This is a genomic window from Arenibacter sp. 6A1 (assembly GCF_012272855.1).
Classification (GTDB): domain Bacteria; phylum Bacteroidota; class Bacteroidia; order Flavobacteriales; family Flavobacteriaceae; genus Arenibacter.
In genome coordinates, this window is record NZ_JAAXCQ010000007.1 from 194033 (window position 1) to 209719 (window position 15687).

At 41.1% G+C, this 15687-nt stretch carries 13 protein-coding genes; 3 read left to right on the forward strand and 10 right to left on the reverse strand.

The window, feature by feature from the left end:
* Positions 1-15: 15 nt before the first annotated feature.
* From HCG49_RS08430 to pdxA, 7 genes are all read right to left on the reverse strand, one after another.
* Positions 16-1128, reverse strand: coding sequence for an NAD(P)/FAD-dependent oxidoreductase (locus tag HCG49_RS08430; protein ID WP_168469147.1), 1113 nt, complete (start codon positions 1126-1128; stop codon positions 16-18).
* A 178-nt stretch (positions 1129-1306) separates the two neighbouring features.
* Positions 1307-2659, reverse strand: coding sequence for an acetyl-CoA carboxylase biotin carboxylase subunit (gene accC / locus HCG49_RS08435; RefSeq protein WP_168469087.1), 1353 nt, complete (start codon positions 2657-2659; stop codon positions 1307-1309).
* Between the two features lie 90 nt (positions 2660-2749).
* The gene (accB, locus tag HCG49_RS08440; protein WP_168469088.1) at positions 2750-3238 is read right to left on the reverse strand and encodes an acetyl-CoA carboxylase biotin carboxyl carrier protein; all 489 of its coding nucleotides are present in this window, start codon (positions 3236-3238) and stop codon (positions 2750-2752) included.
* Between the two features lie 34 nt (positions 3239-3272).
* On the reverse strand, positions 3273-4268 hold the full coding sequence (locus HCG49_RS08445) for a beta-ketoacyl-ACP synthase III (protein ID WP_168469089.1): 996 nt from the start codon (positions 4266-4268) through the stop codon (positions 3273-3275).
* 170 nt (positions 4269-4438) lie between these two features.
* On the reverse strand, positions 4439-4636 hold the full coding sequence (rpmF, locus tag HCG49_RS08450; protein ID WP_072763292.1) for a 50S ribosomal protein L32: 198 nt from the start codon (positions 4634-4636) through the stop codon (positions 4439-4441).
* Positions 4637-4644: 8 nt separating this feature from the next.
* Positions 4645-5184, reverse strand: a complete 540-nt coding sequence (locus tag HCG49_RS08455; protein WP_072763291.1) for a YceD family protein — start codon at positions 5182-5184, stop codon at positions 4645-4647.
* Between the two features lie 164 nt (positions 5185-5348).
* Positions 5349-6395 (reverse strand): 4-hydroxythreonine-4-phosphate dehydrogenase PdxA, encoded by a 1047-nt coding sequence (pdxA, locus tag HCG49_RS08460; RefSeq protein ID WP_168469090.1) that lies wholly within the window; start codon positions 6393-6395, stop codon positions 5349-5351.
* A gap of 69 nt (positions 6396-6464) precedes the next feature.
* Here pdxA and HCG49_RS08465 point away from each other — a divergent pair, with 69 nt between their 5' ends.
* A complete protein-coding gene (locus tag HCG49_RS08465) occupies positions 6465-7055 on the forward strand; it encodes a riboflavin synthase (protein WP_168469091.1) in 591 nt (196 codons plus the stop codon).
* Positions 7056-7697: 642 nt separating this feature from the next.
* Here HCG49_RS08465 and HCG49_RS08470 read toward each other — a convergent pair.
* A complete protein-coding gene (locus HCG49_RS08470; protein WP_168469092.1) occupies positions 7698-9509 on the reverse strand; it encodes a sodium:solute symporter family protein in 1812 nt (603 codons plus the stop codon).
* Positions 9510-9589: 80 nt separating this feature from the next.
* Here HCG49_RS08470 and HCG49_RS08475 point away from each other — a divergent pair, with 80 nt between their 5' ends.
* Together HCG49_RS08475 and HCG49_RS08480 are read left to right on the forward strand one after the other, a co-directional pair.
* Complete coding sequence (locus tag HCG49_RS08475; protein ID WP_168469093.1) at positions 9590-10345, forward strand: sulfite exporter TauE/SafE family protein; 756 nt, start codon at positions 9590-9592, stop codon at positions 10343-10345.
* Between the two features lie 615 nt (positions 10346-10960).
* The gene (locus tag HCG49_RS08480; protein WP_168469094.1) at positions 10961-12766 is read left to right on the forward strand and encodes a hypothetical protein; all 1806 of its coding nucleotides are present in this window, start codon (positions 10961-10963) and stop codon (positions 12764-12766) included.
* Between the two features lie 77 nt (positions 12767-12843).
* Here HCG49_RS08480 and HCG49_RS08485 read toward each other — a convergent pair whose 3' ends face one another.
* Entirely contained in the window at positions 12844-13941 is a 1098-nt protein-coding gene (locus HCG49_RS08485; RefSeq protein WP_168469095.1) for an alkaline phosphatase family protein, read from the reverse strand.
* Positions 13938-15542 (reverse strand): purple acid phosphatase family protein, encoded by a 1605-nt coding sequence (locus tag HCG49_RS08490; protein ID WP_168469096.1) that lies wholly within the window; start codon positions 15540-15542, stop codon positions 13938-13940. Before HCG49_RS08490 ends, HCG49_RS08485 begins: the two co-directional genes overlap by 4 nt.
* Between the last annotated feature and the right edge of the window lie 145 nt (positions 15543-15687).

Here is a 15687-nt window from a genome sequence, read left to right on the forward strand (position 1 = left end):
TCGCAACCCGCTTCTCTATACAAGGTCTGCCAAATTCTTTCCGACCAAACTTCCTATGGCAATGCCCATACCGCCCATTCTAACGCCGCAGAACACACGATCTGACAAAGGCTTTACAATAGGGCGTTTATGCGTTCCTGTGCCCATAATGCCGCTCCAGCGCCGTTCTATTTCAAAAGACGTATTTGGCAAGATTACAGTAGCCAGTATTTCTTCCAAACTATTCTGAATCAAAGGCGTGAGGCCAAAGGCGGCTGTTTCTTCCCCTTTGAAGTCTAAATTTCTACCTCCTCCCAAAAGGATCCTATCATCTATATTCCTAAAGTAATAATAGCCCTCGTCTAAGTGAAAAGTGCCCTTTATTTTTAAATCCGGGATAGGTTTTGTTATTAATACTTGAGCCCTTGAAGGCTTTACGTTCTCTGCGATCAATTCCGCCGCAAAACCGTTTGTTGCCAGCAATAGATTTTTGGTATTGAACTCAAAGCAGTTTGTTTTTACGGTAACATGGGACGCATTTTCGGCAAAACTTTCTACCGTAATGGCGTTCAGGATCGTTACCCCGCTTTGTTGAACTTTTGCAACCAAGCTTTCCATCATTTTTCCCGTATCGATCTGCCCCTCTACCGTGCTGGTGATATACTGCTGTTGTATACTTTCAAAACCAAAAATATTGTCTTGTGCTTTAAAGGCCTCGGTCTTAAAAACCTCCTTTAGCAAGTTGTTGACCCTAGGCAGCTGTGACCGACATTCTTGGTACAGCTCTCGGTGTTCTTTTAAAAACACTTCATGACCCCCAAGGTTTTGGTAATCTATGGTTTTATCGCCCAAATTGGCCCGCAGAAATTGAATGCCTTCCCACCTGTTTTGAACCAGTTGCAAAACTTCTTCCTCGGTATGCTTCTTCAGGTCGGATAAGATTTCGGAGATGCTCCCGAAACAGGCAAAACCGGCATTTTTGGTACTGGCCCCCTGGGGCAGGATCCCTTTTTCCAAGACCAGCACTTTTGCCTGTGGAAATCGTTTTTTCAATTGCAAGGCCGTATTAAGCCCAACGATACCACTGCCAACGATAGTATAGTCTATATTGGACAACCACGTTTTGTATTCCCAGTAGCTAAGATTCATCATAATTGGAGTTATAGGGGTAGCTTGCGATAAAGTTAATACCTTATTTTATAAATTCAACGGGCTATGGCAATATCAGAGGCCTGTAGTTAAAAAAAAAATGGGACTGAAAGATCACATCCCATAAAATTCCGCAAAAAAAAACTCCGACATCGTAGTCGGAGTTTTCAATATTCATCTATTCTTCTGGTTGTGGCGCCATTACAAAGTCTTCCATAAACTTAGTCGTATAGTTCCCCGCTAAATAATCCGGGTGATCCATTAACTGTCTGTGGAAAGGAATGGTCGTCTTAATTCCTTCGATGACAAACTCATCCAAGGCACGTTTCATCTTATTAATCGCTTCTTCCCTAGTTTGGGCCGTCGTAATTAACTTAGCAATCATGGAATCGTAATTAGAAGGTATGGTATACCCGCTATATACGTGCGTATCTAAACGTACTCCATGCCCCCCTGGGGTATGCAATGTGGTAATTTTTCCTGGAGAAGGTCTAAATCCGTTAAAAGGATCTTCCGCATTAATCCTACATTCTATAGAGTGTAGTTTAGGAATGTAGTTCTTACCAGAAATAGGAACACCTGCAGCAACAAGGATTTGCTCGCGAATAAGGTCATAATCAATTACCTGTTCGGTAATTGGGTGCTCTACCTGTATTCTGGTATTCATCTCCATAAAATAGAAGTTACGGTGTTTATCTACTAAGAATTCGATGGTTCCCGCGCCTTCATATTTAATATATTCGGCTGCTTTCACAGCTGCCAATCCCATTTCATCCCTTAATTTATCGGTCATGAACGGAGAAGGCGTCTCTTCTGTAAGCTTTTGGTGGCGACGTTGAATAGAACAGTCCCTTTCAGAAAGGTGACAAGCTTTTCCATATTGATCTCCCACAATCTGGATCTCGATATGTCTTGGCTCTTCTATTAACTTTTCCATGTACATCCCTCCATTTCCAAAGGCAGCTTTGGCTTCTTGGACAGCACTTTCAAAGTTTTTCTCTAGATCTTCTGCTTTAAAAACGGCACGCATACCTTTTCCTCCACCTCCGGCGGTAGCCTTTATCATCACGGGATACCCCATTTCTTTGGCTAATTTTTTGGCATCTGCAACATCTTTTAGAAGACCTTCGGAGCCCGGAATGGTAGGAACCCCTGCTTTTTTCATGGTTTCCTTGGCCGTGGCCTTATCTCCCATTCTATCGATGTGTTCTCCAGAAGGGCCGATAAATTTTATATCGTGTTCGCTACAGATCCTAGAAAACTTGGAGTTTTCCGAAAGAAATCCGTACCCTGGATGGATAGCATCGGCATTGGTAATTTCGGCTGCCGCAATAATATTGGGGATTTTCAGATAAGACTCCGAACTTGGTGCGGGTCCTATACAAACGGCCTCATCGGCAAAACGCACGTGAAGGCTTTCCTCATCGGCCTTAGAATATACCGCTACGGTCTTAATCCCCATTTCTTTACAGGTCCTAATGATACGTAAGGCTATTTCTCCCCTATTTGCAATAAGTATTTTTTTAAACATATCGTGGTCGAATTTTTAAATCTTAAAAATCAATTTCCTAAAACATTAGTTTTAGGAAATGCTTCCGATAGGTATCGGGAAGGTGATTTATTATGATGGGTCAACCAAAAACAACGGCTGATCGAATTCTACTGGAGAGCTATCGTCCACTAGAACTTTTACAATTTTCCCTGAAATTTCAGACTCAATGTCATTGAACAATTTCATGGCTTCGATCACACAAAGCACATCTCCTTTTCCGATAGTATCGCCAACTTCCACAAAGTTTGGTTTGTCTGGAGAAGGTTTTCTGTAGAAAGTACCGATAATAGGCGATTTTATAGTCACATACTTAGCGTTCTCGTCTACCTCTGTTTTCCCTGCAATTTCAACTGAAGGAGCAGGAGCAGCAGCTGCAGGAGCGCCCTGTGGCTGCATTGGCGCGCCCATAGGGATTTGCTGTACATAAGTAGTTTCTCCTGTAAAACCAGAGCCTCCGGTTCGGATGGTGATCTTAATATCTTCCATCTCTAATTTTACTTCGCTAGCCCCAGATTTGGCTACGAATTTAATTAAGCTTTGAATCTCTTTAATATCCATAGAATTCGTTTTTGTGTAATAGGTTGCGTCAGATTTATGAATTATAAGCCCATTTTAAATAAATGGATCCCCAAGTAAAACCACCTCCAAAGGCCGCAAAAACCAAGTTGTCGCCTTTTTTGAGCTGCTTTTCATAATCGTGTAATAATAGTGGTAAGGTTGCCGAAGTAGTATTGCCATACCTTTGTATGTTCATCATGACCTTTTCATCGTCTAATCCCATTCGATTAGCGGTAGCGTCTATAATACGTTTGTTTGCTTGGTGAGGCACCAACCAATCAACGTCCTCATGGGTAAGCGAGTTGCGTTCCATGATTTTTCCCGCAGCATCTGCCATATTGGTCACGGCAAATTTAAACACCGATTTTCCGTCTTGGTAAATAAAATGTTTCCTGTTTTTCACAGTTTCTTCAGATGCCGGCATCAGTGATCCTCCTGCATCCATCTTCAGAAAGTTTCTTCCAACCCCATCAGATCTTAAATATTCATCTTGTAACCCCAAACCTTCCGTATTAGGCTCAAAAAGTGCCGCTCCGGCACCATCACCAAATATAATACAGGTAGTCCTATCGGTATAATCTATTATAGAAGACATTTTATCGGCTCCTATAAGGAGTACCTTTTTATATCTTCCCGACTCGATATAACTCGATGCCGTAGACATCCCATATAAAAAGCTAGAGCAAGCAGCCTGTAAATCATAAGCAAAGGCATTGGTCGCTCCTATTTCAGAAGCCACATAAGCAGCAGTAGAGGCTACCATCATGTCTGGAGTAGCAGTTGCTACCAGTACCATATCAATCTCCTTAGGGTCTAAATCCCTCTTTCTGATCAGTTCTTCGGCCGCCTTAATGGCCAAAAAAGAGGTTCCTAGCCCCTCTCCCTTCAAAATCCTTCTCTCCTTTATTCCGGTCCTAGTTGTAATCCATTCGTCATTGGTATCTACCAAGGATTCCAAGATCTTATTTGTCATTACAAAGTCGGGGACATAGCCCCCTACCGCAGTAATTGCTGACGTTATTTTGCCCATCTAAAATTGATTTTACTAGAAATCTTCAATTACTTGAAAATTTGTGAAAATTAATGATTTTCTCGGACTTTTAGCCAAAAACCACCAAGTTTTTGAAGATTTCATCACTTTCATAAAAAAAACTCCCACTTATTAGAGTGAGAGTTCCAGTTGTAATGTCTTTAACTAAATTATGCTACTGCCTCTTCAGTTTTGTCAATCAAAATCTGACCTCTGTAGTACAATTTACCTTCATGCCAATGAGCTCTGTGGTATAAGTGCATTTCTCCAGTTGTTGGATCCTTTGCTACGGTTGGAGCCACAGCTTTGTAATGCGTTCTTCTTTTGTCTCTTCTGGTTTTAGAAATTTTTCTTTTAGGATGTGCCATTATGTAACTTATTTACCCGTTAATAATTTTTTTAATTCGTCCCATCGGGGATCATTGTCTTCGTCTTCTTTGTTTTCCTCTATATCTTTTGGATGCAACTCTTCTAGCTTATCCAACGTTTCCGATTGTAATGTGCCGTCCAAGACTCCAGGATGAACTTTCTTAAGTGGTACTGACAACACCAACATTTCATAAACGTATTGTGAGATATCTACTTGATGCTCCCTATGGGGAATAACCAGTATCTCGTCGTTGTCATTGTTAAACTCATCACCAAACTTTACCACCAATTTTAAATCGGCACTAATTTCCTGATCATAAGCCTCGTCGGTCAGATCACAATTCACGTTTACCGTGCCTCGTGCCTCCATTTCCAACTCCATCATGGTACTCATTTTGTTCAAAGTAACGTCTAAATTAATATCCGTTCCATTAAACTCATCATATTCAAAAGACTCAAAGAACTCATTTTTAATTGTAAAATCAAAGTCGTGTTTTCCCTGTTTCAGTCCTGAAAAAGATATGATAAACTCCTTAAGCTTCTTCATGTTCCACACTTATTTTTTACATACCGCCATAATAATAGCGGGTGCAAAGATACTATTATTTTATAAAACGCCAACAATTCAAACGAAATAAATAAATTCCTTAAAAATACCCCTAATCCGTTGTCTTACTGCCAGTACCGTCTGCCAAAAAAGCTGTTTTTACACTACCTTTTCAGTCTTTGTTTTTTCAGCGGATTCGCTGTTAATTCTTGGTATTCTTCCCTGTTTTTAAAAATCTTCAAGGCCGTAAACACCGCCTCTTTAAAGGAACTGTGATCGGCAATGCCCTTACCGGCAATTTCATAAGCCGTCCCATGATCCGGAGACGTACGTACTTTGTCGAGGCCTGCGGTATAATTCACTCCTTTCCCGAAAGATAAGGTTTTAAATGGAATTAATCCCTGGTCGTGATAGGCCGCCAAGATAGCATCGAACTTAGTATAACTGTCAGAACCAAAAAAACTATCGGCAGAATATGGTCCAAAAACCAAGTGCCCCGCCTTGATCAATTCTTCAATGGCAGGCTTCATCACCTCCTCGTCTTCTTTCCCGATAACACCGTTATCGCCGCTATGTGGATTAATCCCCAACAATGCTATTTTAGGCTTGCGAATACCAAAATCTACCTTCAAGGAGTTTTCTATGGTAAGCGCCTTGCTCTTTATTAATTTGGCATCAATGGTAGTGGCTACATCTTTAATGGCCACGTGATCGGTAACCAAACCTACCTTTAATTCGTCGGTAACCATAAACATTAAGCTTTCCCCTCCCAGTTCCTGGGCCAAAAAATCGGTATGTCCCGGAAACTTAAAATCCTTGGCTTGGATATTGTTTTTATTGATAGGCGCGGTCACCAATACATCTATCTCCCCTTTCTTTAAGGCCGCCACGGCTGCCCTAAGAGATAATAAGGCATATTTCCCTGCTTCCGGTGTAGCCTCGCCAAATTTAACCATAGGAGATTCTTTCCATACATTAAAAACATTGACTTTACCGTCAAGGGCTTGTTCTACCTTATGGATGCCATTATAGTTGACACCAATGTTCAATTCATTTTTTTGAAACGAAATGGTCTTGTTCGACGCAAAGATAACCGGAGTACAGAAATCCAACATCCTAGAGTCTTCAAAGGTTTTAAGGATTACCTCGCATCCTATTCCGTTTAAGTCCCCTATAGATATTCCTAATTTTATTTTTCCAGTTTCCCGCATAGCAAGTTTTCGTTAATATCAAATAAACCTCTAAATTTACACCACAAAACTACTTAATTTTAACGACACATGTTTACTGGGATTATTGAAACTTTAGGAGAGGTACAAAAATTGGACAAGCAAGGCACTAATCTTCACATTACCATAAAATCGACCCTTGCCCCTGAGTTAAAAATAGACCAAAGTGTTGCCCATAACGGGGTTTGCCTAACGGTTGTGGCTATCGAGGACTCTTCTTATACGGTTACGGCCATTGAGGAAACCTTGCAAAAAACCAATTTAAACGAACTTAAGGAGGCCGATTCCGTAAACTTGGAACGCGCCATGGTTTTGGGTGCTAGGTTAGACGGACATATTGTTCAGGGCCATGTAGACCAAACCGGTACCTGTACCAAAATAGAAGAAAAAGACGGTAGTTGGTTTTTTACCTTTAGTTACGATCCTGCACAGAATAACGTTACCATCGAAAAGGGCTCCATAACCATAGACGGCACAAGTTTAACGGTAGTAGATTCTGATAAAAACAGTTTCAGCGTCGCCATCATTCCCTACACCTACGAGCACACCAGGTTTAGAGAATACCAGGTTGGAACGGTCGTAAACTTAGAGTTCGATGTCATCGGAAAATACGTTTCCAGGCTATTATCGCTAAGAGACTAGCCTAGCCGCACCCCTCTCTATTTTCTTTTTCCAACTTAGCGCATACTGCCCCAGCATGCTGTCATCGGCTTTTATAGCCTTCATTTTTGGGCGTTCCCTCCTAGGTCGGTCGGGCTCTCCGCTATATCCCTTGCGCTGCTGCGGGGATGCCGCTGCGATCCCTAACGCGGAATAAAGGCAGCATAAAACAATATCGCAATTGGTTAAACTGCCAATGGACCAATTAGGAAATAAGGTGAATGGAATTTCGACCCGTCGACGGTAAAGTTGTTATATTAAGGTAGCAATCTTAAAAGGAGCTTCGACAAGAAGGGTCAATATAAGGAGCACCTATAACTTTCTACCGACACACTCAGCGCCCAAAAAAGCACAAATTGTACCATTAGAACAACAAACGGAAAACCAGTACCAATAAAACCTCTTCCTTGTAATGTAGATCCCTGTTATATACAGAACGATTCACTGGGACACCAAAACGCCCAATAAGGCGATCCATAGTAGATATATACATCCGCCTCCTTAGAGATCGCTCCCCCAGAAAAAGGAGCCGTCCATTTATAAACAAGGGGCAAAAAAAAGACCCCTAGTTATTTACTAAACTGTAAACAACCAGGGGTCTGTTATATTTTCGGCCAATACCTCTTACAAGATATTAGACTTCATTTTGTTCCAAACAACTGCTAATAACGTTCCTGAAATAGCCGCTAAAATGGTCAATGATATTGCTCCTGTATAGTAGCCATAAATCCAGTACCCAGTAGCGAACATACAAGAGTAGATAAGTACACATCCTAATAACATAGCGCCGATACCGGCAGGTACACTCCATTTTTCCTTAGCGTTTACTATTTCTACATTGTCTTTTTCGGCCGATGAAATTACACTCTTCCACCCTGGACCTCCAGGCTGAATTTTCTTGTAGAAACTCTGCAAGACCTCCTTAGATTCTGCTTGGGTCATATAAGTCGCCGCCAACCATATAAGCGTCGTGACCAAAACTACCATTGGATATTCTGCCCAATCTGGGAAAACACCTGTTTCTGCAGCGAAGAAGAAAGGACCAACCGCTGTTAACTTCAATACTATAGAAATAATACCAGAAGCAAACATAGCCGTAATTTCACTCCATGCATTAATTCTCCACCAGAACCATCTTAGGATAAAAATAAGTCCGGTACCCGCACCAAAAACTAAAAGCACTTCGAACAACTGCAGGGCATTTTGTAACAACAAGGCCAAAACAGCACTAAATATCATTAAAACAACTGTAGATATTCTTCCTACGGCAACCAATCTCTTCTCGGTAGCATTAGGGTTTATCTGTTGTTTGTAAAAGTCATATACGATATAAGAAGACCCCCAGTTTAATTGGGTAGAGATCGTACTCATATAAGCTGCGATCAAAGAAGCCAAAACCAATCCAAGCAAACCACTAGGAAGTTTGGTCAACATCGCAGAATAGGCCAAATCATGCCCTAATTTATCTGCAGCAACATTAGGGAAAGCAGCATGGATACTAGCTACATCCGGATATACAACCAAAGAAGCCAAGGCTACTAAGATCCAAGGCCAAGGACGTAAGGCATAATGCATAATATTAAAAAAGAAAGTAGCACCAATGGCATGGTTTTCATTCTTCGCCGCCAACATACGTTGTGCGATATACCCACCACCACCTGGTTCTGCACCAGGATACCAAGAGCTCCACCATTGTACTGCCAATGGAATAATAAATAAGGTAATCAAAGCCTTCGTATTGCTAAAATCTGGTAGTATAGATAGTTTATCCTTAACATGTTCATTGGCCATAAGAGCATCTATACCTCCTACTTCCGGGATATTCACCAAATAGTAAGCAGCGCCAATGGCACCGCCCATAGCTACGAAAAACAAAAGGAAATCGGTATAAACCACCCCTTTAAATCCACCTAAAGCACTAAAGGTAACGGTAATAAGACCAGCACTTACTACGGTCTGCCAAGGCTCTAGCCCTAACATAATACCGCCAATTTTTATAGCCGCCAATGTAACGGCCGACATGGTAATAACATTAAAAATTACCCCTAGGTAAACCGCTCTAAACTTCCTTAAGAATTTTGCGGGCGCGCCACCATAGCGCAACTCATAAAATTCAAGATCCGTATTTACATTAGACTTACGCCATAGTTTGGCATAAACAAACACGGTTAATAATCCGGTAAGCAAAAACGCCCACCATACCCAGTTACCAGAAACTCCATTGGTACGGACAATATCCGTTACCAAGTTTGGCGTATCGGTAGAAAAAGTGGTAGCAACCATAGAAAGGCCTAATAACCACCACGGCATTGTTCTTCCTGACAGGAAATATTCTGCTGAATCTTTTCCTGACTTTTTTGAAACATAAATTCCAATTCCTAAAACAATTGAAAAGAATACTATTATAAAACTGTAATCGAGTGTGCTTAATTCCATGAATATGGTATTGGTTAAATCAATCGATAAAGATAAATTTTTTTGGGATACTTTTGCTTTTTGTTTGCTAAATGTCACATATGAACTTCCCAATAGAATCAGATATCACATTAACAACATGGTTTCTTGCCTTTTCGGCCACTTTTATCCTTGGCATTTCCAAGGCAGGAATCAAAGGAATCTCTATTATAATCGTTACGCTAATGGCCCTGGCCTTTGGCGCCAAGGAATCGACCGGACTTTTGGTACCCCTATTGGTGGTTGGCGATACCATAGCCGTTATTTATTACCACCGCCATACCCAATGGAAGTATATTATTAAATTTCTCCCTTGGATGATCCTTGGAGTTTTTCTAGGTACGGCCATAGGGAAAGACTTGCCCGAGAGCACTTTTAAAATAAGTATGTCTGTTATTATTTTGGGAACATTGGTAATGATGTATTGGTGGGACAATAAAAAATCTAAAAAGGTGCCTACCCATTGGGCCTTTGGGGGCTTTGTTGGTATCATGGCAGGAATAACCACTATGATCGGTAATTTGGCCGGTGCATTTTCCAACATCTATTTTTTGGCCATGCGATTGCCCAAAAACGAATTCATAGGTACTGCCGCTTGGTTGTTTTTTATCGTAAACCTTTTTAAAGTACCCTTCCATATTTTTGTTTGGAAAACCATTACCCCAGAAACGCTTCTTATAAATCTACAACTACTTCCAGGCATTCTTATAGGCCTGTTTATGGGAGTGCGTTTGGTAAAGGTGATCAAGGACAAGTATTACCGTAAAATGATCTTAATCCTAACTGCGGTCGGAGCTTTGCTACTTTTATTCCGATAAAAGGACGGACAGCGCATTGTTATACGCTACTTCCTTTCCTTAAAACAGGAAAGAAATCCAAGGTCCGATTTAAGGTTGGCACCTTAAATCCCTGGCACATTGTTCCGCGTTAGGGACTGCGGCGGCATCCCCGCAGCATCGCAAGGGATATAGCCAAAGGCCCGCCCGACAAAGGAGGGAACGCCCAATTTATACTCATCAATAAATTTTGTCCTTAAATTATACCGCATAAAAAAAGCCGATGCTGAACACCGGCTTTCCATAAAACCAACTCAAACCAAATTTTATGTAAACTTTCAATGGCACAAAAATGAGGCTATTTAATCAGAGTTGTGTTAACAAAACTTCAAGCTATTATCATCTTAATCTTTTAAGTCATTTTCACCTCCCTATTGTGTATTTCGCTACGGATAGGAGGTGCTACGATTATATTTTTTACACAAAACCTGACAAAAATCATATTCTAAGAGGCCATTTCGTATAAATTTTGCCTATTCATAAACGGTCCAACCAAATTGATATGGGAACTGATGATTTTGAGGAAAATTATGTATTGCCATCCTTTATATACACACCCTCATCAATGGTTTTGGCCAAGAACAAAAAAAGAATAAAATGAAACAGCACAGCTTTCATATTCCGGTAATGGGCATTGGATTTACCATAGATACCCCCTTAAAAGTTGCACATTTGGGTATTGACTCGGTAATTTCTTTGGTAGATGATATTCTCTTGGAGAAATTAAGGAAAATGTATTGTGAAAAATTTGAACTCCCCTATCAAGAAATTACGGATAAGTTCGAAGATTTTAGAGCAAAACGAATTACCTCTTATCTGAATATGGTAAACAAATTGGCGCACCAAAAATTTGAGGCCTTAAAAAATTCGAGCCTTGAAACAAGCCAGGAGATTAAAGAGTACTTTCAGCTACTACCAGATTCAGCTACTCTAAAACAGGAGTTTTTAAAAATAACTTCGGGAGATTTTAACCTCCCCGACCTCAAAAAATGGTACCAGGAACATTTGACCATGGGCAGTATCGATGTCAATATCATGACCAAGGTAGATAAGGACAATTACATCGGCAAAGAGAAGCAAGCGGTGATTTATAACGATGCGCATGCGGCCTTACGTGGGTACGCCAATAGCGACCTTTGCTCTTCCTTAATTTTATCGGCCGGTATGAATCCGAGGTTGTACAGCTATATGGAGCATTTTGAGGACTTTTATCCCGATAACAATGGGGTCGTTCAAAAGAAAATAGTACTCAAAGTAAGCGATTATAGGTCGGCTTTGATCCAGGGCAAATTTTTGGCCAAAAAGGGACTGTGGGTTTCCGAATATAGAATAGAGTCCGGATTGAATTGCGGAGGGCATGCTTTTGCGACGGACGGTTACTTAATGGGACCTATTTTAGCAGAATTTCAGCATAATCGGGAATCCTATATAAAGGAGGTGCACGGTATTTTAATGTCGGCCCTGGCGCAAAAAAACCGATCCCTGCCCACTGCCTCCTTACCCTTAAAGATCACCGCCCAAGGTGGGGTGGGTACTGCCGAAGAACACTCCTTTTTACTAGACCACTACCAGGTAGATTCCGTGGGCTGGGGAACACCCTTTTTATTGGTCCCAGAAGCGACAACCGTAGATAGGGACACCCGTAATAAGCTGGTAGATGCCCAAGAAAAAGATCTGTACTTAAGCGATATTTCTCCCTTGGGCGTTCCCTTCCATAACCTTAGAGGAAACACCAAGGATATGGAAAAGCAAAAATTGATTGATAAAAACAGGCCCGGAAGTTCGTGTCCCAAAAAATTTGTAGCCTTAAACAAGGATTATAAGGAGGAAGGCCTTTGTACCGCTTCTAGGCAGTACCAACATTTAAAAATTAAGGAATTGGAGGCAGAAGATGTTTCCAAGGAAGTATACGAGCAGCGGTGGCAAAAAATAACGGAAAAATCCTGTACCTGTGTCGGCTTGGGGACTTCTGCCTTGTTGGCCTATGATTTGGATACCAAGACCGAAGGAACAGGGGTCTCTATTTGCCCAGGGCCCAATATGGCCTATTTTTCCAGAACCATGCGTTTAAAAGAAATGACAGACCATATTTATGGTCAGAGAAATGTTATTGTCCGGACCGATAGGCCTCATATGTTTATGAAGGAGTTGGGACTTTATATGGACTATCTTAAAAACAAGTTGTCGGCCGCTGAAGGTGCCATGGATAAAAAACAAGAGAAGTACTTACGAACCTTTGTCACCAATATGCTCGAAGGCGTGGCGTATTACCAAAACCTTTTTGGCGCGCTAAAAGAAGGCTTTGAAAGTTCTAAAAATACTATTCTTAAGGAATTAAAACGGGAAGAGGAAGTATTAAAGGCCATACACCAGGAAATTGGAGCCATGGCGGTTACCCATTGATAGGGAGTACAAAGGGGTTAATACGACAAAAGCCGCTACATGGCTGTAGCGGCTTTTGTGATCCCTAATTCTAGTGATTATTTTGAATTTAATCGTATTGGTTTTGCCTTTAAGTCGAATGCTTTTTTAGGGGCTTCCAAGGCTTTTATAACCGTAGGCGCTATCTGGGTGGTAAACATCTGCTCGTTTCCTGTAAGCTCTCCCAAGGCCTTAACGCCTTTTCCAAAGGCTACCATCCACACTTCGCCAGCTCCTTTTATACTACTACCATGACCTTTCCACGTATCTAATGGTTCGGTTCCGCGACCGTGATCTGTAGTGATGATAAAAGTAGTATTGTCCTTGTAAAAAGGGTCTGCCTGGGTGTATTCCCACAATTCCTTAATTAAGCCATCGGTATTATGGGCTGCCTTTAAATAGGCATCGTATTCGCCATCATGGGCAAAATCGTCGGTTTCCCCATAGGAGATAAACATAAGTTTAGGGTGTTTCTTTTTCATATGTTCCAAAGCAAAGTGATGTGTAAAGGCATCTAATCTTACAGATCCCCATGGACTTGGCAATTGTTGCTGCAATTTGTTTAAAAACTGCTCGCGGTCTGTTAAATCGTCTCCTTGAGCCAAATCAAAGCCGGCATTCACAGGAATTCCGGAGCGCTCCTTGTTGATGATATAAGGAAAGACATCCCAGCTTCCAAAAGCAGCTACCTTGCCCTTATATTCCGGGATATTGTTTACTAGCTCCAAAACAGTTTTATTGGGATTGTTAAACTTATTGTTGCTGGTGATGTTTACATCATCGGCTGTACCGGTTAAAATCTCGTTGTATCCAGGATATGAAAACCACATAGAATTGGTAAGATCTACCTTGCTACCCTGGTTTCTATTTCCGTGCAACTGGCCTATCTTCACTACTTCGTTCCATAAAAAAGGCATTAAACTCGCTCTTCTTTCCTCGGCACTCTCTCGCCAGAAAAGGGATTTTAATTCCGTAGTATCGCCAACATATTTTTTATTCGCTACCAATAAGGGATCGGCTCCCGAAAATAATTCTTGCCAACGGAGTCCGTCCAAAGTAATTAAAACCACATTGGGCTTATTATCTGTTTGTGCCATGGTCTTGGAGAAAATTCCCGCTACAAGAACCATCATAAGCGTAACTAAATTTTTTTTCATTTTTTGGTTAAAATTATAGTGTTAAAAGTTAAAATATTGGACCAATCGCTCCAGTTTAAATTTTGATCTCGGTACCGTACTCTCCAGAAATAGGTGGTGTTTGGTACTAAGCGTTTTGTCACCTCGTCAGTAAGGTCATCGTCTTTTTGCCTGTTTTCCTTGTAATACCAGTTTTCATGTTGTTTCCAGCTCTCAAAGACAGGTTTCTCAAAGTCTTCGGTCGTGGCTATTTGCCAATGGGAAGCAGCATGGAAGGCATCCTTAAAACTTGTTTTAAATGCGTCTGCCTTTAATGTCGTTCCCGAAAAATGAACGGTTTCATTATTTGGAGAAAGGGCCACTGGCGGCAGTGGTTTTCGTTCTTTTCTCCAAACGGTAATACTATCCCTGAGTTCGTTTTCCCTGAACTCGGTTTCATTGCCTCTACTGATTCTTTTAATGGTGAATTTGGGATCTTCCCTATTGCCATCGACTTCTACCATTACAAATCCGTATTCGTCTTGGGTAACGCTAAATTCTTCATAATCCCTGCCTTCGAACTCTCCCCAATTATCTATGGCCCCACCTGCCGAAGCCACATTAATCCAAAGGTGCTTATGATCCCTAGATTGACCCCGCGAATATCCATGGGTATGGCCAAAAAAGTGAATACTGGGTTTTCCGCTTTCTGTAGAGAATTGTTCCAATAAGGCTACCACTTTCCCCGAAAAATCTTCTTCCCCAGGAATCCATAATTCCGATTTGTGGGGATGGTGCAATTGGGCAAAGACAAAATCTACTTTTTCCTCTTTGGCGGTATCCTCCAAAAGTTTTTTTAACCATTGGTATTGTTCGCTGCTATTGTTGTAACCGTCATTAGAGTTTAATCCTATTATTCTGGTATTGCCATAGTCTTTAAACCACCAATGTTCGGCATAGGCAGGACTACCGTTTTCTGGCAGGCTAAAATATTTAAAGTAAAACACCGAATTCTTTTCATGGTTCCCCAATACCGGATATACGGGAACCTCGGACAACAATTTTTCTGCCGGATTAAAAAAATCGTTTTTCCATTGGTCGTATTTGGTTCCGTTTTCTACCAAATCGCCAGGGATCATTACCATAGCAAGGTTGTTTGGCAGGCTGCCTCCAAACTCTTTTTCCAAATACGTTAGGACTCCCTCATTGACCACTTCTGAAAATTTATCTGGGTTGTTGTGGTCTTTTTGCATATCGCTCATGGCCACAATTTTAAAAGACTCCTGGTCGCTGGCAAATGGAGGTGTTTTAAACTGATATATGTCCGACACGGCTTTATCGGTTTTTACCCGATAGTAATATTCTGTAAAACGCTTAAGGCCTTCTACTTTTACCTCGTGCAACCTGGCCTCGGTAAAGTTGATATCGAAGGCAGTACCCTTTGATTTTTTTCCCAATTTTGGGGTAAGCCCCCATTCTACGATACTTTCTTCCCCCGCGTTGGTTTGCCATAAAATTTTGATGGAATTTGGGGTGGCATCCTGAAGGTATGGTTCTATTTGGATGCTTACATCCTTTTGTTGCGCGTGACCTATAAACATAAGAAAACACAGGACACCGCTAAGCGAAATACTTTTAATCATGGGGTAGTTATATGGTTGGTTTAATAACTTCTTTAAAAGAAATTATTTTTCTAAAAATAAACATTCTTATATTGGTATCTAAGGCTTTATTACAATAAATATTTCAGTTTTATAAAAACAACCTAAGACCAAAGAAATATCCTTT

What these genes read in the sequence shown, in the direction of transcription:
- accC (WP_168469087.1), bottom strand. Translation starts at nt 2,659, where the DNA reads ATGTTTAAAAAAATACTTATTGCAAATAGGGGAGAAATAGCCTTACGT.
- rpmF (WP_072763292.1), bottom strand. Translation starts at nt 4,636, where the DNA reads ATGGCACATCCTAAAAGAAAAATTTCTAAAACCAGAAGAGACAAAAGA.
- HCG49_RS08430 (WP_168469147.1), bottom strand. Translation starts at nt 1,128, where the DNA reads ATGAATCTTAGCTACTGGGAATACAAAACGTGGTTGTCCAATATAGAC.
- HCG49_RS08490 (WP_168469096.1), bottom strand. Translation starts at nt 15,542, where the DNA reads ATGATTAAAAGTATTTCGCTTAGCGGTGTCCTGTGTTTTCTTATGTTT.
- HCG49_RS08455 (WP_072763291.1), bottom strand. Translation starts at nt 5,184, where the DNA reads ATGAAGAAGCTTAAGGAGTTTATCATATCTTTTTCAGGACTGAAACAG.
- HCG49_RS08470 (WP_168469092.1), bottom strand. Translation starts at nt 9,509, where the DNA reads ATGGAATTAAGCACACTCGATTACAGTTTTATAATAGTATTCTTTTCA.
- HCG49_RS08480 (WP_168469094.1), top strand. Translation starts at nt 10,961, where the DNA reads ATGAAACAGCACAGCTTTCATATTCCGGTAATGGGCATTGGATTTACC.
- HCG49_RS08445 (WP_168469089.1), bottom strand. Translation starts at nt 4,268, where the DNA reads ATGGGCAAAATAACGTCAGCAATTACTGCGGTAGGGGGCTATGTCCCC.
- HCG49_RS08485 (WP_168469095.1), bottom strand. Translation starts at nt 13,941, where the DNA reads ATGAAAAAAAATTTAGTTACGCTTATGATGGTTCTTGTAGCGGGAATT.
- HCG49_RS08465 (WP_168469091.1), top strand. Translation starts at nt 6,465, where the DNA reads ATGTTTACTGGGATTATTGAAACTTTAGGAGAGGTACAAAAATTGGAC.
- pdxA (WP_168469090.1), bottom strand. Translation starts at nt 6,395, where the DNA reads ATGCGGGAAACTGGAAAAATAAAATTAGGAATATCTATAGGGGACTTA.
- accB (WP_168469088.1), bottom strand. Translation starts at nt 3,238, where the DNA reads ATGGATATTAAAGAGATTCAAAGCTTAATTAAATTCGTAGCCAAATCT.
- HCG49_RS08475 (WP_168469093.1), top strand. Translation starts at nt 9,590, where the DNA reads ATGAACTTCCCAATAGAATCAGATATCACATTAACAACATGGTTTCTT.